The organism is Janthinobacterium sp. 64 (assembly GCF_002813325.1).
Lineage (GTDB): Bacteria > Pseudomonadota > Gammaproteobacteria > Burkholderiales > Burkholderiaceae_D > Janthinobacterium.
In genome coordinates, this window is record NZ_PHUG01000001.1 from 3,764,712 (window position 1) to 3,786,630 (window position 21,919).

A 21,919-nucleotide genomic window follows, 5' to 3' on the forward strand; every position below is an offset into this window, starting at 1 on the left:
AACGCCACTGCGCCTTGCTTAGCTGAGCGCCGTATCGAGCACCATCATCAGCAGAAAACCGGACACCAGCGCGGCGCTGGCAAAACCGCCATTGCCGCTGCGCTGCGCCTCGGGAATGGCGTCGTGCACGATGACGAACAGCATGGCGCCGGCGGCCGCCGCCAGGCCCCACGGCAACAGGGCGGACGACAGGCCGATCAGGGCCAGGCCGGCCAGCGCCGCCACCGGTTCGACCAGTCCGGAGGCGGCGCCCATCGCCACCGACAAACGGCGGCCGTAGCCCACGCTGCGCAGCGCCAGCGCCACGACCAGGCCTTCGGGCACGTCCTGGATGGCGATGCCGGCAGCCAGCGCGTTGGCCTTGTCCAGATCGATGCCCGCATAGCCGACGCCGATCGCCAGCCCCTCGGGCAGGTTGTGCAAGGTGACGGCCAGCACAAAAATCCACACTCTTTTCAGGCTGCCGGCGGCGACGGACGCCCCACGCTGCACGCGTTCGCGCACCACCAGGTTGAGCGCGACGATCAGCAGCATGCCCAGGCCCATGGCGAAGGCCACCAGCAGGCTCGCGTGCATGGACGTTGCCACGCGCTGCCGGGCCGCCGCCAGCGCCGGCAGCACCAGAGAAAACGCGGTGGCTGCCAGCATCACGCCGGCGCCAAAACCGAGGAAGCAGTCGTAGCTGCGCTGCGAGAATTTGTGCGACAGCAGCACCGGCACGGTCCCCAGCGCCGTGGCGGCAGCGGCCATGGCGCCGCCGATCAGGGCCGACGCCAGGCTCGCATGGCGCAGCGCCAGCTGGGCCGTCAGCGCATACAGCAGCAACCACAGCGCGCCGCCGCAGCACAAGGCAACGCCCAGTGCATGGGGCCAGGACCAGTGCCTGGCCAGGGTTTGCAGCGCACGCGGCGTGTTCACGCTGGTGAAGCCCGGCCTGCGGCGCTACAAGGGCATGGACGGGGTGCCGCCATCGCGGCCGTTCGGGCGCATGCCCAGTTCCGCGCCCGTCAGCGGGTCGGCGTCCGGATTCGAAGCCGTGCGCGCGGCCATTTGCTGCACGGTGGCCAGTTCGTCCTTCGGCAATTTCACTTCCGCCTCGCCCGTGCCGCCGTCGACGGCCATCTGCTGGCGCGGGTCAGAAATATACTGCCACTTGCCGCCCTGGTTCCACGGCCCCCGCTCCTCGCCCGGCCCCTGCGACATATTGAAATACACGTCCGCATACTGCGGATCGCCCGGCAATTTGCCAGGAGGGAAATTGGGCTCGATCGAATACAGGGCTTTTTCAAACGACTTCTGGTGCGCCACTTCGCGCGTCATCAGGAAGCCCAGCGCTTCCTTCACGCCCGGATCGTCCGTCAGGTTGATCAGGCGCTCGTAGACGATCTTGGCGCGCGCCTCGGCGGCGATGTTCGAGCGCAGATCCGCCGTCGGTTCGCCGATGGTGTCGATGTAGGCGGCCGTCCACGGCACGCCGGCCGAATTGACCAGCGGGGCGCCGCCGCCGTACAGCACCTGCGTCACGTGGCTGTCGTTGCCCGCGCCCGTGATATTGCGGTATAGCTCGGCCGCCTGGTCGACGCCCTCGGCCAGCCGGCCCTTGGCGCCCTTGTTGAGCATGACGACGATATTGCCGATCACTTCCAGGTGGCTCAGTTCTTCCGTGGCGATATCGAACAGCATGTCCTTGCGGCCCGGATCGTCCTCCGACAAGGCTTGCGTGAAATAGCGGCAGGCGGCGGCCAGCTCGCCCTGCGGGCCGCCGAATTGTTCCAGCATCAGGTTGGCCAGCCCGGGATTGGGCTGCTCTACCCTGACCGTGTATTGCAGTCGCTTGTTGTGTGCAAACATGGTGTTCTCCTCATTCGCAGCACGCCGGTCTACTCGTGCTGATTCAGTGATCTGTGGATGTCCTTCGACTCGTTGCGGCCCGGCCGGTCATCGGCCAGCTTGCCCGCTTCGCTCTGCGGCCGCTGCGCCGCGCCCTTGACGTGGGCGTTGTCGTCAGATTGCGTCAGGGTGGGCAGGTTTTCCTGCTCCACCGGGTCAGGCCGGCCCTGCGGCGTGATGACGTCATTGGCCCAGTGGCCGCTGTTGGCATTGCCGCTGGCCAGCTTGCCGCCACCCTGGTTGGCGTAGGCATCGCCCTGCGACTGATTGACGTCGGTCTTGTCCATGCGCGTGTTGCGCCCCTGGTCGGCGGGGTGCTGCGGGGTGTTGCCGTGTTGGTCCTGCATGCGCTTCTCCTCGGTTGGTGGATGAAGACCCATGCTACTGGCGCGCGACCGCCGGCAAGATAGGCGCGCGGCGGGCCCGCGTGTAGGAAAGTGACTCGCGCAGCGCCTCAGCGCCGCCGCAGCCACAGCGCGCCGGCGGCCAGGCCGATGCCGAAGGCGCCGTACACCAGCAGCAGCGAGGGACGCGACAGGCGCATTTCGTAGCCGGGCTGCAAACGGTGCGGCGTCAGCTGGTAATCCGTGAAACAGGCCACGGCCGTCGCGCCGGCCGCCGCCGCGACGGTGGACGCCACCCGGCGCCGGTCGAGGATGTGGGCCGCATAGCGCTCGAACAGCACGCCCCAGAACATGGCGCTGCAATGGTGGATGACATAGCCGACCAGGGTGTGCCGGAACGTGGCGTCGTCGCGGCGCGCCGCCTGGTCGCCCCACAGCCAGTGGCTGACGGCGTTGACGGCGGCGAATACGCTGCCCGTTTCGCGCCGGCCACACAGGGCCAGGGCGGCGGCGGACAAGAGGGAGGCGAGGCTGCCCGAGAGGGCGCCGTGACGCAGGGTGGCAGGCAAGGCTGGCATGGTGGTTCTCCCATGGTAAATGCGGCAATGAACTGAAACGCAAAAGACGAATCCAACTCGCATCAGGAAAGGGCATCGATGCGCATACTGCTGACGGGGGCGAGCGGTTTCATCGGAACACATGTTTCGACCGCGCTGCTGGCCGAAGGTTTCCAGCTCACGTGCACGACACGCCGCGCGCCGCCGCACGCGCACACAGGCAAGGAGCAGCGCGTGCGCCTGATCGAGGCCGATTTTGCGCGCGACACGGCCAAGGCCGCGTGGCTGCCGCGCCTGGACGGCATCGACGTCGTCATCAACTGCGTCGGCATCATCGCCGAGCATGGCGCGCAGACGTTCGCGGCCCTGCACACGCAGGCGCCGCGCGCCCTGTTCGCCGCCTGCGCCGAGAGCGAGGTACAACTGGTGATACAGCTGTCGGCCCTGGGCGCGGACGACGGCGCCGTCTCGCCCTACCACCTGAGCAAGAAGGCGGCCGATGATTTTCTCGCCGGCCTGCCGCTGCGCGCCGTCATCGTGCAGCCTTCGCTCGTGTATGGCGACGACGGCGGCAGCGCGCGCCTGTTCCGCATGCTGGCCAGCCTGCCCGTGTATCCCCGCTTCGGCCGCGCGCCGCAGCCGGTGCAGCCCGTGCACGTGGACGACTTGAGCGACCTTGTCGTCGCACTGGTGCGCGGTGCGGGCGCGCTGGGTGGCCAGAAAACGCGCCGCGTGCCCGTCGTGGGACCGCAGGCGCTGCCGTTCACGGCCTACCTGGCGGCCCTGCGCGCGGCCATGGGGCTGGGACGGCTGCGCGTCGCGCCGCTACCGCGGCTACTGATGCCGCCCATGCTGCTGCTGGCCAGGCTACTGGGCTTTGCCATGCCGGACCGCGCCACCCTGGGCATGCTGGATCGCGGCAATACGGCCGATGCGGGGCTCACGCGGCGTTTGCTGGGGCGCGCGCCGCGGCCCGTGGCGCAGTTCATCAGCGACGCGCGCGGCGCGGCCGTGCGCGCCCAGCTGGACTGGCTGCTGCCCGTGCTGCGCATGTCGATCGCCATCGTGTGGATCGCCACGGCCATCGTCTCGGCCGGCGTCTATCCACTCGAAGACAGCTATCGCCTGCTCGAACGCAGCGGCGTACCGCCGGATTGGGCGCCGCTGCTGCTGGCCGGTGCCTGCCTGTTCGACCTGCTGCTCGGCATGGCCACCGTGGCGCTGCGCCCGCCGTGGCGGCGCTGGCTATGGCCGCTGCAGGCCGCGCTCATCGTGTTCTATACCGTCTGGATCGCCGTCTTCTTGCCGGAATTCCTGTGGCACCCCTACGGCCCCCTGACGAAAAACCTGCCCATGCTGGCGGCCCTGTGGCTGCTGTACCAACTGGAGGAAAAGCCATGGAATACCTGATCATCAAATGGCTGCACATCGTCTCGTCAACCCTGCTGTTCGGCACCGGCATCGGCTCGGCCTTCTACCTGCTGTTCGCCAGCCTGAGCCGCGACGTGCGTGCCATCGCCGTCGTCAGCCGCCACGTGGTGCGCGCCGACTGGCTGTTTACGGCCACGACGGTGGTGTTCCAGCCCCTGAGCGGCTTCTACCTGGCCCACCTGGCCGGCTTTCCCTTGAGCAGCCGCTGGATCGTCTGGTCCGTGGTGCTGTACCTGGTGGCGGGCGCCTGCTGGCTGCCCGTCGTGTGGCTGCAGATGCGCATGCGCAACATGGCGCAGGCCAGCGCGCGCGATGGCGTCGCCTTGCCCGCGCTGTACTGGCGCTACCTGCGTATCTGGGCGGCGCTGGGCGTGCCCGCCTTCTTCGCCCTCATCGTCGTGTTTTACCTGATGACGGCCAAGCCTGCCTGAGCGCGCCGTTGCCACTCAGTGTTTGCGGCCCTGCTTCTTGCCGCCACGCTGCAGGATCAATCCGCCCGCGCGGCCCACGTTTCGTGCAGGTGGCGCCACAGCAAGGCGCCATCAGGCGTTTTTTCATATACGACGGTGGACCAGCGCTCGGTGTTTTCCGCGCCCGGCAGCGACTGGAATTCGCGGTAGGACACGGTGGCGCCGGCAGCGCTTTCCTGGATCAACTGCAAGTCCGCAATGCGCATGGCGAGGCCCGGACGGCTGCCGCCGGCGCCCTGGAAAAACCTGCTCAAGCCAAGGTGATCGAGGCGCATTCCGCCCGGCGCGACCATCGTAAAATCGGGAGAAAAGCGCGCGAGTAAATCGGCGCAATGTTCCGCTGATGCCGCCTCGCCGGAAAGCCATGCGCGGATCAGCACATGCGTGGATAAAACGTCGTCAAAATACGGGTTCGTTGCAGTCATTTTTTTGCTACTCCATGGTGGTGTAAAAGGTCAAGAACGGCGCGGTTGTCGATACGCGCGCACAGCGCCAAAGGCAGCAGGCACGACGCGGCAGCCAGCGCAAAACACCAGTGAAAAACCTTCACCGCGCGCAGGTGCTGGGCGGGGTCGTCCAGCGATGCGATACCCTGCGCCGCCAGCAAGCCATTGAGCAGTACGCTGAGCAGCGCCACGCCCAGGCAAAAGCCCAGCTGGCGGTTGATATTCCACACGGCGCTGGCCTGGCTCAGCTGCCCATCCGGCGTGCGTAAAAAGGCCGTGCTTTGCGCCGTGCTGCTGCACAAGCCGCCGCCAAAGCCCATCACGGCATACGCGCCGGCCAGCCAGAACAGCTGATCGCCCGCCTCCACGCGCAGCAGCATCAGCATGCCCGCCGCCTGCAGCAGGGCGCCCGCGATGAACAAGGGTTGCGGACCCACGCGGCGGTAGCTTTTGCCGGTCAGCGAAATGGCCGCAAACGAGGCCAGTGCCCACGGCAGCATCAGCGCACCGGCCGTCGACGCCGGCATGCCCAGCACACCCTGCAGGTACAGCATGGCCAGCAGGCTCACGCCCATGAAAACGCCTGGCACCAGCAGATACATCAGCATGGCGATGCGTAGCAGCGGCTCGGCGGCCAAACGCAGATTCAGCAGCGGCGTGGACTTGCGCAGCGCGCCACGCACGTAGCCCCAGGCGCAGGCAACACCGAGCGCCAGCACGCCAGCGCCGGCCAGCAGCTCGCCCGGCGTGCCCAGCATGGTCAGACCCAGCAACAGCAAAAGGATGGCCGTGCTGCCCGCCAGCAGGCCGCTCACGTCGAGCCGGGGCACTTGCGCGCGCGACGGGTCGGGACGCAGCCAGCAGGCGGCCAGCAGCAGCGCCAGCGCGGCAAACGGCACGTTCAAGTAAAAGATCCAGCGCCACGACAGGCTGTCGACGATGACGCCGCCCAGCGCGGGCGACAGGGCGGGCGCCAGCAAGCCCACCAGCATAATGACGGCGGACAGGCCGGGGCGCTCGGCAGGCTGATACAGCTGGTAGGTCATGCTTTGCCCCAGCGGGATGAGCAAGCCGCCACCCAAGCCCTGCACGCAGCGCCAGGCGATCAGCGCTTCGATCGATGGCGCCAGGCCGGCGCCGATGCTGGCGCATAAAAAAGTTAGCAACGATGCCATGAACACGGTTTTGCTGCCATAATAGGCAGCAAGCCAGGCGCTGGCGGGGATGACGATGGTCAGGCCGAGAATGTAGCCGGTGCTGATCCAGGCCAGCTGCGCCACCGACGCGTGCAGGGCATGGCCGATGTCGGGGTAGGCGACGCTGGTGATGAACATGTTGATCAGGTCAACGAAAAACCCCAGCAGATAGATGGCCGCGACCTTTTTGCGATAGTCCATGGTGCTCCGAATGGCAAACGGCCAGCTTAAGCGCCCATCGTCATTTGCGTAACGGGCCAGCCCCGATTACACTGTCAAACAAATTTTGACAAACCTCTACAACCCGCATGCCTCCTCATTCTTATTTATGATCAGTCTTGACCGCTTGGGTATTTTCATCGCCATCGTCGACGCCGGTTCGCTGACGGCGGCCGCCGCCGTGCTGGGCCAGAGCAAGGCCGTCGTCAGTTTTAACTTGAAGCAGCTGGAGGCGGAGCTGGGCGTGTCGCTGCTCACGCGCAGCACGCGCAGCCTGGCGCTGACGGACGTGGGGCGGCGCTTTTATGAGGATTGCCAGCGCGTGCTGAGCGAAGCGCAGGGCGCCATCGAAACGGCGCGCCAGGGCCACCAGGGCTTGCGCGGCACCCTGCGCCTGACCACCACCGTCGAATACGGCAGCCGCACGGTGATTCCCGCGCTGATCGCCTTTGCCGCCGCCCACCCGCAGCTGCAGATCCAGCATTCCTCGTCGTCCTCGCATGAAGACCTGATCTCGGGCCGCTACGACCTGGCCATCCGCATGGGTTCCCTCAACGATTCGAGCTACCGCGCCGCGCTGATCGAGCCGTATGCGATCTGGCCCGTCGCCTCGCCCGCCTACCTGGCCAGCCTGCCTGCCAAGGGCATCGCCAGCCTCGACGAACTGCAGCGCGCGCGCTGGCTGGCCCACAGCCGCCTGGCCGCGCCGCTGCGCTGGGACGTGCAGACGCCGGACGGCGCCGCCGCCTTTGCCGCGCAGGACGACGCCGCCATCCATTCCGACTCCGCCTCGGCCCTGCTGGGCTTTGCCCTGGGCGGCTGCGGCGTGGCCCTGCTGCCGCAGTGGCTGGTGGAGGCGGAAGTGCGCGCGGGGCGTTTGCGCCGCCTGCTGCCCGACGTCGTCTTTCCGCAGCAGGGCGTGTATGCCGTGTATCCGAACACCCAGCATATCGCGGAAAAGGTGCGCGCCTTTATCGACTTTTTGCGCGCTTTCGTCGGCACGCCCGCCTGAGGTTTCACGTGGTCAATATTTGATCACTACAACGGTTTCCAAACGGCAAACGGGCGCCCCTTTCGTTTTGCACGGCCTACACTGACAGGACGTTGTTCATCGAATGGAGACCATCATGGCACATACATTGGCAGCAGTTTTTACCGTGCGCGACATGGCCGAGCGCGCCCGGCACGACCTGATCACGGCGGGCTTCCCCGGCGCCAGCATCCGCCTGCACGATGCGGGCAGCGACGACTTTTCCACCACGGAAAATATCCGCCGCGACGACGGCGACAGCGACAGCATGCTCGACAGCATCAAACATTTCTTTACGGACCTGTTCGGCAGCCACGCCGACCGCCACATCTATGCGGAAGCCGTGCGGCGCGGGCATGTCGTGCTGACACTGGAAGGGGCGAGCGACGCCGATATTCAGCGCGCCACCGATATCGTCGAGCGCTACGCGCCGCTCGACATCGATGCGCACGCCGAGCACTGGCGCGCCGGCGGCTGGCAAGGCGCGCCGCAGAACGACAGCGCGATGCGCCAGGGCGCCAGCATGCAGTCAGGCGCGTCATCGCAGCAGGGCAGCATGAACGAGGCGCCAGGGTCGCAGCAATTTGCCAGCGACATGGCGTCGCCACCACTGCCGTCCAGCGCGGGCGCCAATGTGCGCCGCTACCCCGGCGCCGACAACCTGCCCGGCACCAGCGACGACGACGAACAGTACTACCGCAGCCACTGGAGCGCCACCTATGTCGCCACCGGCGCGCGCTTCGAGGACTACGATCCCGCCTACCGCTATGGCCATTCAATGGCCAGCAGCGACAGCTACCGGGGCCGCCCGTGGGACGAGGTGGAAGCGGACCTGCGTTCCACGTGGGAGCACACGTATCCGCAATCGGCGTGGGACAACTTCAAGGCGGCCGTCCGGCACGGCTGGGAACGCATCACGTCCTGATGCGCGAGGAGGGGAAGTGCCCTCGCTCAGCGCCCCTCATGCGTGAGCTTGAGGAAGTGGTTCAGGATGTGAAAGTGGTCTTCGAAGAATTGCTCTTCCATGGCCGGCAGCGCCGCCACGGGCACCCACTGCGCCAGCGCCGCATCGTCGGCCGCCGTCACTTCCGGCAACTGGCGCGTCTTCAAGTCAAAATAATGCGCATGTGTGATGGTGCGCCCGCGCTGGCTGCGGTCCGGGTGGTCGAACACCGCCACGCCGACCAGCGCCTCGACGAGGGTCGGCGCCAGCACGCCCAGTTGCGTCTCTTCCGCCAGCTCGCGCAAGGCGCCTTGCAGCAGGCGTTCGCGCGGCTCCAGGAAGCCACCGGGCAAGGCCCACAAGCCCTTGCCCGGATAGCCGCCGCGGCGCACGAGCAGCACGTGGCCGCCCGTCTGCACCAGCGCGTCGACGGTGGTGAAGATGGGCGGATACGGCGCCGCACGCCAGCGCGCTTTATAGGCTTCGATGGCGCGGTATTCCTGCACCAGCGGCGCATACCACGGCAGCAAGGTCCACGCTTTGACATACTGGCCGATGGCGGCCGGCAGCAGCTGCGCCACGGCGCTCAGCGACACGTCCACGTCTTGCGCCTCGAACAGCACGTTGCGAATCGCCGTCGCACCGATGGGGGCACCGGGATCGATCTCCAAATTGAGTAACTGCCAGTGCGGGAAATGGTGCAGGTAATAACTGGTGGCGTCCTTGAAGCAGGCCACCAGAGTCACACGCTGGGCCTTGGGCACGGCGCCCGCCACGGCACGCCGCACGGCATCGGCCCACAGGCCATCGTCGTAGTAATCGCGCACGGCCACGTAATGCACGCGCGCGCGCTGCGCCTCGGGTAAGGTCGCGGCGATCATGGCGGCCCGTTCCTGCCACGTAAACGGGTTCTTCGGGCTGCGCGCATGGAAGGCCGAGCCGAGCACCACCACCACTTGCGCGGCCGTCGCCAGCGCCTTTTGCAGCAAGCCCGCATGGCCATTGTGAAAAGGCTGGAAGCGACCGATCAGGATGGCCGCGTCGGCGGAATAGGCGGGATAGGCGAGGGTCATGCGTCGTCTCCGGTAGGGTAGTGGGCGGCGATCGGCAATTGACGCCCGCTGCCAAAGGCGCGCGAACGCACGCGGATGATGGGCGCCGCCTGGCGCCGTTTGTATTCATTGCGGGCGACCAGGCCGAGGATGCGCGTCACGAGAACCCGCCCCTCATCCGTCTCGCGCAGCTGGTCGACCAGGGTCAGTGCTTGCGCGCTTTCTTGCGCCGGCAAACGCCGTCCCTCGATATGCCATTTGAGGACTTCATCGAGCACGGGATACGGCGGTAAGCTGTCCGTGTCGCGCTGGCCCGGCGCCAGTTCCGCCGACGGCGGTTTATCGAGCACGGCGACGGGGATCAGTGCGCGCCCGGCGCTGGCGTTGAGGTGGCGCGACAGGGCGAAGACCTCCGTTTTATACAGGTCGCCGAGCAGGCCCAGTCCCCCGTTCGTGTCGCCATACAGGGTGCAGTAGCCCACCGAGATTTCGCTCTTGTTGCCGGTGGTGAGCAGCAGGGCGCCAAACGCATTCGAGTATTCCATCAATATCGTGCCGCGCACGCGCGCCTGCAGGTTTTCCAGCGGCAGCCCTTGCAGCTTGCCGTCGAAGGCGGCCGCGTAGCCCGTTTCGTATTGCGCCACGATGTGGCGTATCGGGTGCGTGTAAAGGGTGATGCCCAGGTTGGCGCACAGGGCGACGGAATCGGTGACCGAGCCGGCGCTGGAAAACACGGACGGCATGGTGATGGCCACGACGTTGTCGGCGCCGAGCGCCTCGACGGCCAGGGCCAGGGTCAGCGCCGAATCGATGCCGCCCGAGCAGCCGACGACGACTTGCGTAAAGCGGCAGCGGCGCGCGTAGTCGCGCAAACCAAGCACGATCTGGCGCCGCGCAAACTCCACGGCAGGGATGCCTTCCGGGTCGGGCACGGGGAAAGGCTGACCATCGGGCCGCGTAAAACGGCCGCCGGCAAAGCGCAGCAACTGAAAATCTTCGACGAAGCGGGCCGCCTCGAATTGCAGGCCGTCGGTCGGCGAGAGCGCGAACGAGGCGCCGTCGAACACGAGTTGGTCCTGGCCGCCCACCTGATTGACGAAGAGCAGGGGCAGATTCACACGCGCGCAGGCGGCGCCAAACACGGCGTGGCGCTGCGCGCGCTTGCCGATGTCGGACGGGCTGGCGTTGATGCTGACGATCAGATCCGGCTGCGCCGCGTGCAGGGCCTCGAACGGGTTGACGGCGTAGGCGCGGCCGTCGTCGTTCCAGCCGTCTTCGCAAATCATGAAGCCGACCTTGCAGCCGGCGATAGCGAAGGTGCAGGCGCCGGGCGGACCCGGTTCGAAATGGCGGCCTTCGTCAAAGATGCCGTAGGTCGGCAGCAGCTGCTTGTAGTATTCGGCCACGATCTGCCCGTCGCGTATCGCCAGCAAGGCGTTGTACAGGGGCTTGCCGACGCCGGAGTTGGGCCGCGCCGTGCCGATGACGGTGACCAGCGCCGGCCAGCGCGTGGACGCTTCCAGCAGCTGATTCAGCGCCTGCTGCATGCCGCGCAGGAAGGCGGCGTCCTCGAACAGGTCGCCCGGGTAGTACGCGCACAGCGACAGTTCGGGACAGACGAGCAGGTCGGCGCCATCCTCGCTGGCGCGCTGCATGCGCGCGGTGATGGCGGCGACATTGGCGTCGAAGTCGCCCACGGTCGGGTTGAGCTGGGCGAGGGCGATGGTCAGCATGGTGATCCTTCAATCGGTTGCGCTTGAAACCACTATCCTGCCTGAAAAGTTTTCTGAGCGTACTGATGCAATCGTGCAAGCCCGCCAATCCCGCAACGATCAAGCAACTACACGGTCTTGAGCCAGGCCCGCAAGCGCGTGCGCGCGTTCGCATACGGCGACGCCGTGTTGAACTGGATCATGCGCCCCATCGTGTAATGCGTGTACCAGGGCTGGCCATACAATTGCGCATCGTCATGCGCGTCGATCAGCGCCAGCAGCTGGTCTTTCGCCTGCTCCAGGCGCAGCAGCAAGTCGTCCATGCCCAGTTCAGCATAGTCGGCATAGAAGCGCTGCGCCAGGGCACCCAGAGCGTTCCACGTGAAACCTTCGGCGGGAAAAGCGATGTCCTCGATGCGTTTGCCGTCGCGCAGCTGCGCGTGCCAATGCAAGACCAGCTCGTTCCAGCCCACCAGATAGGCGAGCAAGTCGCACACGCTCATGCGCGTGCCCTTCACTTGTCCTTCCAGCACAGGTTCGCGCGACAAGGCCGGTGGCACGCGCGCCAGCTCCTGCGTCAGCTTGGCGTACGTGGTGTTGATGGCGTCGACGAGTTCCTGCTTGCTGTTCGGGATCGCCATCACGCCGCCTGCACGACAGGCAAGCCGGCTGCCTGCCAGTCGTCGTAACCGCTGCCCAGACGGCGCGCCTGCAAGCCGTGCTGGCGCAAGGCGGCCACGGCTTGCACGGACAGCACGCAATACGGGCCGCGGCAGTAGGCGGCGATCTCTGCGTTCGCGGGCAATTCGCCCAAGCGACGCTGCAAGTCATCAAAGGGAATATTGATCGCACCGGGCAAGTGGCCGGCGGCAAATTCCTGCGCGGGACGCACGTCGAGCACGGTGATGCTGGCTTCCTGCAAGCGCGCCAGCAACTCGTCGCCCGTGATCGCTTCCACGTGGTCGCCCCGGCCCAGCGCCTGCAACTCGCTGCGCTGGTGCTGCGCATACAGCTCCAGCGCGGCCAGCAGCTGCATGACAGGGCCGCTACCGAGCCGGTACAGCACGCGCTTGCCGTCGCGCCGCGCCTGCACGAAGCCGGCGCGCCGCAACTGCTGCAAATGCTGGGAGGTATTGGCCACGGACAAGCCCGTCAACTCGACCAGCTGCTCCACCGCATATTCGCCGTGCGCAATCTGTTCGAGCAGGCGCAAGCGCGGCGCGCTGCCTAAAATATGGGCAAACCCGGCGGAACCGGTCAGCAATTCGATATCAGCATTTTTCATTGACACGATGCTAGCACCCTTATAACATTCAAGCAATCAATTGAATGTTAGGAACAGCAATGCAAATACTCTGGCTCGATGCACTGGCGATCGGCGTGGGCGCGACGGCGGTGATGGATGTGTGGGCGGTGGCCCTGAAACGCTTTTGGTGCATCCCTTCGCTGAACTTTGCGATGGTGGGGCGCTGGCTCGGCCATCTGCCGCGCGGCAGCTTCAGCCACGTCAACATCGCGCAGGCGGCGCCCGTGCGCGATGAAGCGATCCTGGGCTGGACGGCCCACTACGTGATCGGCGTGCTGTTTGCGGCCGCGCTGCTGGCGCTGGTGGGGCAGGAGTGGGTGCAGGGGCCGACGTTCGCGCCGGCCCTGCTGGCGGGCCTGGTGAGCGTGGCCGCGCCATTTTGCATCTTGCAGCCGGGCATGGGCGCCGGCTTGGCCGCCAGCAAGACGCCGCACCCAAACGCCGCCCGCCTGCGCAGCCTGATGGCCCACACGGCGTTCGGCATCGGCCTGTACCTGGCGGCGCTGCTGTGGTCGACTATCCGCTGATCAGTTCGTCAGCGGCGGCACGGGTGCAGGCGCCGGCGCAACGGCTGACATGGCCGGTGCCTCGGGCTGCGCCGGCACGGTGCTCAGCACCATCGTGCTGGGCTTGGCGATGGCGATGTGCGCATCGTCGAGGCGCTTGAGCAGTTCGAACAGCAGCGCGCTGCGGATGCCCGACGTCAGGCGCGGCGACGCGGCAAAGCCGGTGGCGTTGAACAGCAACAGGCCATTATCGATGCCGTCGAGCTGCACATTCGGCGCCGGCGTATCGAGCACGTCGGGATTGTCGACAAAGACGGACAGGATCAGCGCGCGCGCCACCTGTGCATCCGTGCCCAGCGGCAGCGGCAGCTTGACTTGCACCAGGCCCAGCGGATTGGCCAGGGTCACGTTGCGCACCGTCTTGGTAATGAATTCCGAGTTCGGCACGATCACCGTCGAGCGGTCGCCCAGCTGAATTTCCGTGGCGCGCACATTGATGCGGCGAATGTCGCCTTCCACGCCACCGAGCGAGACCCAGTCGCCCACTTTGACGGGACGCTCGGCCAATAAAATCAGGCCGGAAACGAAGTTCTGCACCACCGCCTGCAAGCCAAAGCCGATACCCACCGACAAGGCTGACGCCACCCATGCGATGCGTTCCAGGCCGATGCCGGCCGCCGACAGCGCCAGCGCCACGGCCAGCACGCCACCGATGTAGCCGAACAGGGTGATGAACGACACTTGCATGCCCGTATCGAGATTGGTGGTCGGCAAATAACTGTTTTGCAGCCAGCGCTTGAACAGGCCCAGCGCGACAAAGCCGACGAGCAGCACCAGCAGCGCCTGGATCAGCGCGGCGGGGCGGATCGCCACCTCGCCGATGGCCAGGCCATCCTGCAGCTTGCCGACGCGCTGGAACAGCTCGCCGGGACCTTCGCCGAACGGCGCCAGCAGCAGCATCAGGGCCAGCAGCACGACGATGGCGCGGCCGATGCCCGACAGCAGCACGGCCGCCTGGTCGCGCGCCTTGGGCGTGGCCAGCACGGGGTGGGCCGCGTCCGGCGGTGGCGGCGTCGAGGCCAGCAGCATGCAGATATCGTCGACCAGCACCGTCAGCAAATACGTGCTGCACAGCACGACGATGACCCAGGCGATTTGCTTGGCAACAAAGCTGCCGAAGGCCACATAACCGACCAGCAAGCTGATGACGCTGGACGCCAGCGCCAGCCACAGCAGCACCGTGACGCAGCGCAGCCACAGCGGCGTAACCAGCGTGGCGGGATCGGCCTCGCGCAACTGACGCCAGCAGCGCTCGGCGCGCATCAGGCCATAGGCGATGGTCGTGCTCATCACGAGGGCGACGATGCAATTGACGGCCACGGCCGTCGACAGGCCCGCATTGATGACGATGGTGACTCTTTCCGTCGCCCATACGAGCACGACGATGAAGGAAAACATCGATGGGAAATGACGCATGCGGTGCGCCAGCGCATCGGGCAGGGGCAGCAAACGCCACGAGACGCGGCGCGGCGACAGCAATGCGTGGCCCAGCCCCGCCGTAAAACCGGCAAAGCAGATGATGCCGATCAGGCTGCTGAGGAACGTCGAGGTCTTTTCGGACAGGCCGCCCTCCCAGCGCAAGCCCATGGCCAGCAATTCCGCCACCAGGCCCGGCGTGGCCAGCGCCAGCACCAGCACGGCCAGCGCATGCAGCGAGCGGCGCAAGCGGCCATGCGGCACGCGCGTGGACGTGATCACCAGCAGATAACGCGAAATCCAGACGCTGGCGCCGATCACGGCCACGATGGCGGCCAGCAAGCCGCCCCAGGCCGACCACGGCGTGGCGCTTGCCGCATTCGCCAATTCCAGCTCCAGTGCCCGCAGGCGCTGCAGATTCTGCGGCAATTCTGCATGCAACTGTTTCCAGAACGAGCCGGCGAGTATCGATGCCGTACGCTCGCCCAGGCGCGCCTGCAACTGCGCGCGGCGCGCCGTCGACACTTGCTCTGACGCCTGCGTCGCCTCCACGGCCAGCAGGCGCGCCAGTTTGACTTGCGCATCGAGCGCGCTGCTGGTGCGGTCCAGCTGGCTGCGCTGCGCCGCCACGTCAGGGGCATCTTTCGTACCCGCCGCCGGCTTGCCCAGCTCGGCCAGCCGCGCCTGCACGCTGGCGAGCGTGGGCGCGAGCGCATCGGCCACCTTGTCCGCCTCGGCGCTGGCCGCCAGCGCATCGGCGCGCATCTGCGACAGGGTCGCGTCATCGAGCTCCGCCTCGCCATCGAGCGCCTTCTGGATGGTCGTGATTTGCTTGCGCAAGCCATCGAGGCGCTGGTCGGCCGTGGCGGCATCGTCGACGGGCTGCGACCAGGCCGGTGGCGGAGCCAGCGAGCAGACCAGCAACAACGCCAGCAGGAAGGGAAAGAAACGGAGACGGAAAGAAGTCATGCGGACCTATGGCTGAAAATGAGAAAAACGGCCGGATTGGCGGCGGCGCCGCTCATGGCGTGCTGCCCGGCGGGTGCCTGCCAATATAGCTGAAAACACCGCCAAGCCGCAGGATAAGCGGAAGCAGCGCGTGCCACGGGGAGAAACTAGGCATATTGCCCTATGGAAATATGATTCAAAAAGGTCTAGGATCGTCGTCCGCTTGGCGGCGCGGCAGCCATCTGCACGCCGCCGACCTTTTCACCATTCCCTCCGTATTGAGACAGCCATGAAGTTTTTATCCAACCTGAGCATCGGCACACGCCTCGCAGTGGGCTTTGGCGCCATCGGCGCCATGCTGATCATCATCTCTTGCCTGGGCATTGCCATGCTGGGCAAGATCAACCAGGGCACCGGCCATATCGTGCACGACAGCATGCCCAAGATTGAACTCGCCAACAGCGTGTCGGCCAACATCAACGACATCGCCATTGCCCTGCGCAACATGATGCTCAGCGCCGATCCCGCCGACCAGCGCAAGCAGACCGACGCCATCCTGGCCGCGCGCCAGGCGGCGGCCGGCAATCTCGGCAAGCTCGCGAACATGCTCGATTCCGACCGTGAGCGCGAGCTGATGGCCAAGATGAACGACGCCAACACGCGCTACGCGCAGGGGCAAGAGGTGCTGCTGGAGCTGATCAAAAGCGGCACGCCGGACGACAGCAGCGCCTACCTGTACGGCCAGCTGCGCCCCGTTTTGCTCGTCTACAAGCAATTGATCGCTGAACAGATCAATTTACAAAACACCCTGGCCAACACGGCGGGCGACAACGCCAATGCCACGTATGCCAACACGCGCACCTTGCTGATCGGCATGTCGCTGGCGGCCTTGGCCATCGCGGCGGCCCTGGCGTATGGCATCACGCGCTCGATCACCGGTCCCGTCGCCACGGCGCTGCAGGTGGCCAACACGGTGGCCGCAGGCGATTTACGCAGCCAGATCACGGTGCAGTCACGCGATGAACTGGGGCAACTGTTGCAGGCGCTCAAGCGCATGAACGACAGCCTGGCGCACACGGTAGGCACGGTGCGCGCCGGCACGGAAACGATCGCGTCGGCCTCGTCCGAAGTGGCGGCGGGCAGCCTGGACCTGTCTGCACGCACGGAGCAGCAAGCCAGCTCGCTGGAAGAAACGGCGTCATCCATGGAAGAGTTGACCTCGACCGTCAAGCAGAATGCCGACAATGCGCGCCAGGCGCACGTGCTGGCCGACACGGCCTCGGGCGTGGCGCAGCGCGGCGGCGCCGTCATCGCGCAAGTGGTGGCGACGATGCGGCAAATCGACGCCTCGTCAAATAAAATTGCCGACATCATCGGCGTCATCGATGGCATCGCCTTCCAGACCAACATTCTGGCCTTGAACGCGGCAGTGGAAGCGGCACGCGCGGGCGAACAGGGCCGCGGCTTTGCCGTCGTGGCCACGGAAGTGCGCAGCCTGGCGCACCGTTCGGCGGCGGCAGCCAAGGAAATCAAGACCCTGATCGACGACTCGACCCACAGCGTGGCGGCCGGAAGCGAGCTCGTGCACCAGGCCGGCAACACCATGAGCGACCTGGTCGACAGCGTGCGCCGCGTGACCGACATCATGCAAGAAATCACCTCGGCCAGCGCGGAACAGACGGCCGGCATCGAGCAAATCAACCAGGCCATCAGCGAAATGGACAACGTGACCCAGCAAAACGCGGCCCTGGTGGAAGAGTCGGCCGCTGCGGCGGCGGCCATGCAGGAGCAGGCGGCGACCCTGGCGCAGGTGGTGAGCGTATTTAAACTGGACGGCGCGGCTGCGACGACCTTGCCGATGGCTGCCGCGCCCCAACGCGCCAGCGCACCGGCACAGTGGGAGGAATTTTAAAATAGCGCGACAGCACATAGCATGAACATAAGATTGAATTTAGCGACATTAAATTCAATTTTATGTTCACCTTGAAATTTAATTATTACCCTCATATCCTTTCAATTAAGGACTACAATGTAAAAAATATGTTCACCTCCAGGTTCACTTCTCAATCATGACAAAACGTGCCCGCCCGGAAGATGCCATGCCGACGCTCGTCAACGAGCGGCTCAGGATATGGGGCCAGTGCGTGCGCAAGCAGCGGGTGCAGCAAAACATCACGGCACGCGACCTGTGCGCCCGCCTCGACATTTCGCACCCCACCCTGCAACGCATGGAACGGGGCGAGGCATCCGTCAACGTGGGTCTGTTCCTGGCCGCCTTCCACGTGCTCGGCATCCTTGCCATCACGGCGCCGGAACCCGACGCGGCGCTGTGGCAAATGGACAGCGCCAACATCCGCAGCCGCCCCGCCGTAAACGAGCACGGCGATGGCTACTTCTAGCCGTCCCCTGTTTGTCTATCTGCAGCGGCCCGACAACGGCGAATGGGTGGTGGCCGGTCGCTATGTGCTCGATGCGCGTACCGGCATCGGCAGCTTTCTGTACGCGCCCAGCTATGCCGATGCAGGCTTGTCCTGGGCCATCGATCCCGTCAATCTGCCCTTTATTCCCGACATGGAACACCTGGCGCGCCGCTATGGCGGCCTGCATGACGTGCTGCGCGACGCCAGTCCGGATTCCTGGGGGCAGATGCTGATACGCCGCGAACACCAGCTGGGCGAAAAAACCACGGCGATCCAATTCTTGCGCCTGTCCGGCAACGGCGAGCGCTGGGGTGCGCTGGCCGTGGGCGACACGCCCAAACCGAACATAGCGCAACTGGCCAGCCCCAGACTGCATCACCTGGATGCGCTGGTGCAGGAAGTACTTGCGATTGCTGAAAGCCGTCCGGCAATCCATGCGCCCTTGCGCAAGCGCCTGTTCGCCACCCCCAGCATGGGCGGCGCGCGCCCCAAGGCAACCGTGCAGGACGGCAATGATTACTGGCTGGTGAAACCGGGCCTGATGACCGATACGGTCGACCTGGCACTGCTGGAACACGCGACGATGCAATGGGGCAGGGCGGCCGGCCTGCGTTTCGCCGACACGCGCCACCATGCACTGACGGCCGAGCGCAGCGTGGTGCGCATCCGGCGCTACGACCGGCGCGGCGCGCGGCGCATCATGACGGTCAGTGCCGCTTCGCTGCTGCAAGTGCAATATCCACCGGTGGAAGCGGCCGACAGCGATGGCGCCAGCTACCCCCGCCTGGCCGAAGAACTGCGGCGCATCGGCGCGCCGCCGGAAGACGGCATCGAACTGTTCGGCCGTATGGTCTTCAATGGCGTCGTCGGCAACAACGACGACCACCCACGCAACCACGCCGTCCTGTTCGACCTGGACGAGCAACGCTGGCGCCTCTCGCCCGCCTTCGATGTCGTGCCGGATACGGAAGACGACCCGCAATCACTGGTCATGCAAGTGAGCGCCGGCCGCCGCGACATCACGCGCGACGCCATGCTGCGCGACGTGACCCGTTTCGGCTTCGCCACGCGCGGGCAGGCGGAGGAGTATCTCGATGCCTTGCTGGCGCGCATCGAGAAAGCTTTTGAACAGGTGGCGCCGCTGCTGAACGCAGCCTTGCGGGCGCGGATGGCGGAGCGGCTGCGAACAATGCTGCTGCGCCTGGCTTAGGCGCGGGCGGGTTTTCGGTATTTCCGCCGCTTGTTAAGAGATTTCTCTCCGGATGATTTCCGCACCTGCACTGAGCGCATTCAACTTGCCTCGTGCTACCTGACGCGACAAGGGCGCCATGCCGCAGTTGGTGCTCGGATAAAGTTTGTCGGCATCGACAAAGCGCAGCGCTTTGCGCAGGGTGTCGGCCACTTCCTCCGGCGTTTCAATCGTATTGCTGGCCACGTCGATGGCGCCGACCATCACTTTTTTGCCGCGAATGAGTTCAATCAGGTCGATGGGCACGCGCGAGTTGTGGCATTCCAGCGAGATGATGTCGATATTCGATTGCTGCAGCTTGGGGAACGATTCCTCATATTGGCGCCACTCGGAGCCCAGCGTGTTTTTCCAGTCCGTATTGGCCTTGATGCCGTAGCCATAGCAAATATGCACGGCCGTTTCGCATTTGAGTCCTTCGATGGCCCGTTCCAGGGTGGCGATACCCCAGTCATTGACTTCATCAAAGAAGACATTGAATGCGGGTTCGTCAAACTGGATGATGTCGACGCCGGCCGCCTCCAGTTCCCGCGCTTCCTGATTGAGGATCTTCGCAAATTCCCAGGCCAGTTTTTCGCGGCTTTTATAATGGCTGTCATACAGCGTATCGATCATCGTCATCGGGCCTGGCAGCGCCCATTTGATCGGCTGCTTGGTTTGCTGACGCAGGAATTTGGCGTCTTCCACAAACACCGGCTTGGTGCGGCTCACGGCGCCCACGACGGTCGGCACGCTCGCATCGTAGCGGTCGCGAATCCTGACGGTCTCGCGCTTGTCAAAGTCGACGCCGCTCAGATGCTCGATGAACGTGGTGACGAAATGCTGGCGGGTCTGCTCGCCGTCACTGACGATATCGATGCCGGCCAGCTGTTGTTCTTGCAGTGACAAAAGCAAGGCATCCTGTTTGCCCTCGATTAATTCCTCGTCCTGCAATTTCCACGGCGACCAGAGTTTTTCAGGCTGCGCCAGCCAGGAAGGTTTGGGCAAGCTGCCGGCGGTGGAAGTAGGCAATAATTTTTTCATGATGAATGCTTTCGTCTATTTTTTAATCAGAGCGCGTAGTTCGCAGCCCATTGTTCAAGAACATGCTTGTAGGGCTTGATGAAGTGCTCTTCCGTATATTTGCCCTGCTTGACCGCCAGCTGGCTGCGCTCTTCGCGGTCATAGACAATTTGCGTCAACGAGTAATCCTGGTTCTTCAGGCTGGGCTGATACAACTTCCCTGCCGCGGAATTGGCGTTGTAAATCTCGGGCCGGTAGATCTTCTGGAACGTTTCCATCGTGCTGATGGTGCCGATCAGCTCAAGATTGCTGTAATCGCCCAGCAGGTCGCCGATAAAGTAGAAAGCCAGCGGTGCCGCACTGTCTGGCGGCATGAAATAGCGCACCTGCATCCCCATTTTTTCGAAATATGTATCCGTCGACGAGAACTCATTTTGCTGATACTCGACGCCCAGGATGGGGTGCTGGTTTTCAGTGCGCTGATAGGTCTTGCTGCTCGAAGCGCTGAGGCAGATCACCGGCAGCTTCTTGAAATGCTGCTTATAAGTAGTCGATCCGACAAAGTGCTTGAACAGCCTGCCATGAAAATCGCCGAAGTTCTCTGGCGTGCTGAATGTGGATTGATTATTGTTGTGCTCCGGCAGCAGCACGCTGAAGTCGTAATCGCGCACGTAGGAGGAGAAGTTATTGCCGGCGATGCCAGCGATGCGCTCTCCGGTTTTTTTATCCAGGATATTCGGCTTCAATATCTCGATCAATGGAATATTGTCGCCTTCGGCATCGATATTCAACGCGACGGAAATGATTTCAAGTTCAACCGAGTAGCGGTCCGCCTTCGGGTTGTCCCAATGCGCCAGATTGTTGAAGCGGCTGTCGATCATTTTCAGGGTGTTGCGCAAGTTCTCCTGGCGACGCTCGCCCCTGGCCAGATTGGCAAAGTTGGTCGTCAAGCGCGTGCTGTCCGATGGGTGATAGTTTTCATCGAAAACAATGCTCTTGATGCTGAATACAAAATCTTTGCTCATGGTGATCCGTCCTGATTCTGCGAAAAGTTGAAGGTGTTGATTGCCTGATGACCCGTGGCGATGCGTATCAGGCCGCGACCAGCTCTTCAGCGGCGGCAGATTGCGCATGGCGCGTCAAGCCGACCAAGGGCAATGCCCGTTGGACGGCCAGCGTGGCGCGCTGGATCAGGGCCTCGTCCTGCAGACGGTAGTCGGTAAAGTCCTTGTCGGTCGCGTAGACGCCCAGCGGCAAGGTGCGTGCCTGGAAAAAGCTGAACAGTGGCCGCAACTGGTGATCGATCATCAGCGCATGGCGCTCACTGCCACCGGTGGCCGCCAGCAAGATCGGCTTGTCGATCAAGGCATCCTGGTCAATGAAGTCGAAGAAGTGCTTGAACAGGCCCGTGTACGAGCCACGATAGACCGGTGTCGCCACCACCAGGATGTCCGCCTGCTCGACCGCCGCAAGTTCCCGCTCCACCGTCTCGGGCAGATGGGAGCGCCAGGTCGCGCCGGCCAGTTGCGGGGCCAGCTGGCCCAGTTCGACCAGGCGTTGCTCGCACAGCACTTCCTCGGCGATCAGGTCCATCAGGTGCTCGGCCAGGGCTGCCGCCTTGGAAGGGCGTTGCAGCCCGCCGGAAACCGCGACTAAGCGAAGTGGACGTGTCATGTTTGCTTTCATAGGGAATGATGCGCGAGGGCGAAGAATGCCAACAGCAAG

General features: G+C 64.8%; 22 protein-coding genes. 8 read left to right on the forward strand and 14 right to left on the reverse strand.

The window, feature by feature from the left end; genetic code table 11:
• Positions 1-18: 18 nt before the first annotated feature.
• The 4 genes from CLU91_RS16525 to CLU91_RS16540 form a co-directional block, all read right to left on the reverse strand.
• Positions 19-900 carry a ZIP family metal transporter gene (locus CLU91_RS16525; protein ID WP_442906606.1) on the reverse strand — a complete coding sequence of 294 codons (882 nt, stop codon included), beginning with the start codon at positions 898-900 and terminating at the stop codon, positions 19-21.
• A 42-nt stretch (positions 901-942) separates the two neighbouring features.
• Positions 943-1,851, reverse strand: a complete 909-nt coding sequence (locus CLU91_RS16530) for a manganese catalase family protein (RefSeq protein WP_100875028.1) — start codon at positions 1,849-1,851, stop codon at positions 943-945.
• Positions 1,852-1,880: 29 nt separating this feature from the next.
• A complete protein-coding gene (locus CLU91_RS16535) occupies positions 1,881-2,237 on the reverse strand; it encodes a hypothetical protein (protein ID WP_100875029.1) in 357 nt (118 codons plus the stop codon).
• A 107-nt stretch (positions 2,238-2,344) separates the two neighbouring features.
• Positions 2,345-2,812 (reverse strand): hypothetical protein, encoded by a 468-nt coding sequence (locus CLU91_RS16540; RefSeq protein WP_100875030.1) that lies wholly within the window; start codon positions 2,810-2,812, stop codon positions 2,345-2,347.
• 78 nt (positions 2,813-2,890) lie between these two features.
• On the opposite strand from CLU91_RS16540, the gene CLU91_RS16545 reads away from it, so the two are divergent.
• Positions 2,891-4,201, forward strand: coding sequence for an SDR family oxidoreductase (locus tag CLU91_RS16545; protein ID WP_100875031.1), 1,311 nt, complete (start codon positions 2,891-2,893; stop codon positions 4,199-4,201).
• Positions 4,189-4,653, forward strand: a complete 465-nt coding sequence (locus CLU91_RS16550) for a DUF2269 family protein (protein ID WP_100875032.1) — start codon at positions 4,189-4,191, stop codon at positions 4,651-4,653. The genes CLU91_RS16545 and CLU91_RS16550 overlap by 13 nt, the downstream gene beginning before the upstream one ends.
• A gap of 56 nt (positions 4,654-4,709) precedes the next feature.
• Here CLU91_RS16550 and CLU91_RS16555 read toward each other — a convergent pair whose 3' ends face one another.
• The gene (locus CLU91_RS16555) at positions 4,710-5,117 is read right to left on the reverse strand and encodes a DUF4440 domain-containing protein (RefSeq protein ID WP_100875033.1); all 408 of its coding nucleotides are present in this window, start codon (positions 5,115-5,117) and stop codon (positions 4,710-4,712) included.
• Positions 5,114-6,535, reverse strand: coding sequence for an MFS transporter (locus CLU91_RS16560; protein WP_100875034.1), 1,422 nt, complete (start codon positions 6,533-6,535; stop codon positions 5,114-5,116). Before CLU91_RS16560 ends, CLU91_RS16555 begins: the two co-directional genes overlap by 4 nt.
• A 127-nt stretch (positions 6,536-6,662) precedes the next feature.
• Here CLU91_RS16560 and CLU91_RS16565 point away from each other — a divergent pair, with 127 nt between their 5' ends.
• Together CLU91_RS16565 and CLU91_RS16570 are read left to right on the forward strand one after the other, a co-directional pair.
• Positions 6,663-7,565 (forward strand): LysR family transcriptional regulator, encoded by a 903-nt coding sequence (locus CLU91_RS16565; protein WP_100875035.1) that lies wholly within the window; start codon positions 6,663-6,665, stop codon positions 7,563-7,565.
• A 115-nt stretch (positions 7,566-7,680) separates the two neighbouring features.
• Entirely contained in the window at positions 7,681-8,508 is an 828-nt protein-coding gene (locus CLU91_RS16570) for a hypothetical protein (protein ID WP_157814713.1), read from the forward strand.
• A 26-nt stretch (positions 8,509-8,534) separates the two neighbouring features.
• Here CLU91_RS16570 and CLU91_RS16575 read toward each other — a convergent pair whose 3' ends face one another.
• The 4 genes from CLU91_RS16575 to CLU91_RS16590 form a co-directional block, all read right to left on the reverse strand.
• Positions 8,535-9,599: a bifunctional nicotinamide-nucleotide adenylyltransferase/Nudix hydroxylase gene (locus CLU91_RS16575; protein WP_100875037.1), complete on the reverse strand. Its 1,065-nt coding sequence runs from the start codon at positions 9,597-9,599 to the stop codon at positions 8,535-8,537.
• Positions 9,596-11,311, reverse strand: coding sequence for an NAD+ synthase (locus CLU91_RS16580; protein ID WP_100875038.1), 1,716 nt, complete (start codon positions 11,309-11,311; stop codon positions 9,596-9,598). Before CLU91_RS16580 ends, CLU91_RS16575 begins: the two co-directional genes overlap by 4 nt.
• Positions 11,312-11,418: 107 nt before the next feature.
• Positions 11,419-11,931, reverse strand: coding sequence for a ClbS/DfsB family four-helix bundle protein (locus CLU91_RS16585; protein WP_100875039.1), 513 nt, complete (start codon positions 11,929-11,931; stop codon positions 11,419-11,421).
• Complete coding sequence (locus tag CLU91_RS16590; RefSeq protein ID WP_100875040.1) at positions 11,931-12,575, reverse strand: ArsR/SmtB family transcription factor; 645 nt, start codon at positions 12,573-12,575, stop codon at positions 11,931-11,933. Before CLU91_RS16590 ends, CLU91_RS16585 begins: the two co-directional genes overlap by 1 nt.
• 59 nt (positions 12,576-12,634) lie before the next feature.
• Between CLU91_RS16590 and CLU91_RS16595 the strand changes: the two genes are divergently transcribed.
• Complete coding sequence (locus CLU91_RS16595; RefSeq protein ID WP_198521348.1) at positions 12,635-13,123, forward strand: DUF2938 domain-containing protein; 489 nt, start codon at positions 12,635-12,637, stop codon at positions 13,121-13,123.
• On the opposite strand, the gene CLU91_RS16600 is transcribed toward CLU91_RS16595, so the two are convergent.
• Positions 13,124-15,547, reverse strand: a complete 2,424-nt coding sequence (locus tag CLU91_RS16600; RefSeq protein ID WP_100875042.1) for a DUF3772 domain-containing protein — start codon at positions 15,545-15,547, stop codon at positions 13,124-13,126.
• A gap of 268 nt (positions 15,548-15,815) precedes the next feature.
• Here CLU91_RS16600 and CLU91_RS16605 point away from each other — a divergent pair, with 268 nt between their 5' ends.
• From CLU91_RS16605 to CLU91_RS16615, 3 genes are all read left to right on the forward strand, one after another.
• Positions 15,816-17,438 (forward strand): methyl-accepting chemotaxis protein, encoded by a 1,623-nt coding sequence (locus CLU91_RS16605; protein ID WP_100875043.1) that lies wholly within the window; start codon positions 15,816-15,818, stop codon positions 17,436-17,438.
• A gap of 157 nt (positions 17,439-17,595) precedes the next feature.
• A complete protein-coding gene (locus tag CLU91_RS16610; RefSeq protein WP_100875044.1) occupies positions 17,596-17,925 on the forward strand; it encodes a helix-turn-helix domain-containing protein in 330 nt (109 codons plus the stop codon).
• On the forward strand, positions 17,912-19,156 hold the full coding sequence (locus CLU91_RS16615; RefSeq protein WP_100875045.1) for a type II toxin-antitoxin system HipA family toxin: 1,245 nt from the start codon (positions 17,912-17,914) through the stop codon (positions 19,154-19,156). Before CLU91_RS16610 ends, CLU91_RS16615 begins: the two co-directional genes overlap by 14 nt.
• A gap of 33 nt (positions 19,157-19,189) precedes the next feature.
• Here the strand turns inward: CLU91_RS16615 and CLU91_RS16620 are convergent, their stop codons facing one another.
• The 3 genes from CLU91_RS16620 to msuE form a co-directional block, all read right to left on the reverse strand.
• A complete protein-coding gene (locus CLU91_RS16620) occupies positions 19,190-20,215 on the reverse strand; it encodes a methionine synthase (protein WP_100875046.1) in 1,026 nt (341 codons plus the stop codon).
• A gap of 26 nt (positions 20,216-20,241) precedes the next feature.
• On the reverse strand, positions 20,242-21,219 hold the full coding sequence (locus tag CLU91_RS16625) for a DUF1852 domain-containing protein (RefSeq protein WP_100875047.1): 978 nt from the start codon (positions 21,217-21,219) through the stop codon (positions 20,242-20,244).
• Between the two features lie 67 nt (positions 21,220-21,286).
• The gene (gene msuE / locus CLU91_RS16630; RefSeq protein WP_100875048.1) at positions 21,287-21,868 is read right to left on the reverse strand and encodes an FMN reductase; all 582 of its coding nucleotides are present in this window, start codon (positions 21,866-21,868) and stop codon (positions 21,287-21,289) included.
• Positions 21,869-21,919 lie beyond the last annotated feature (51 nt).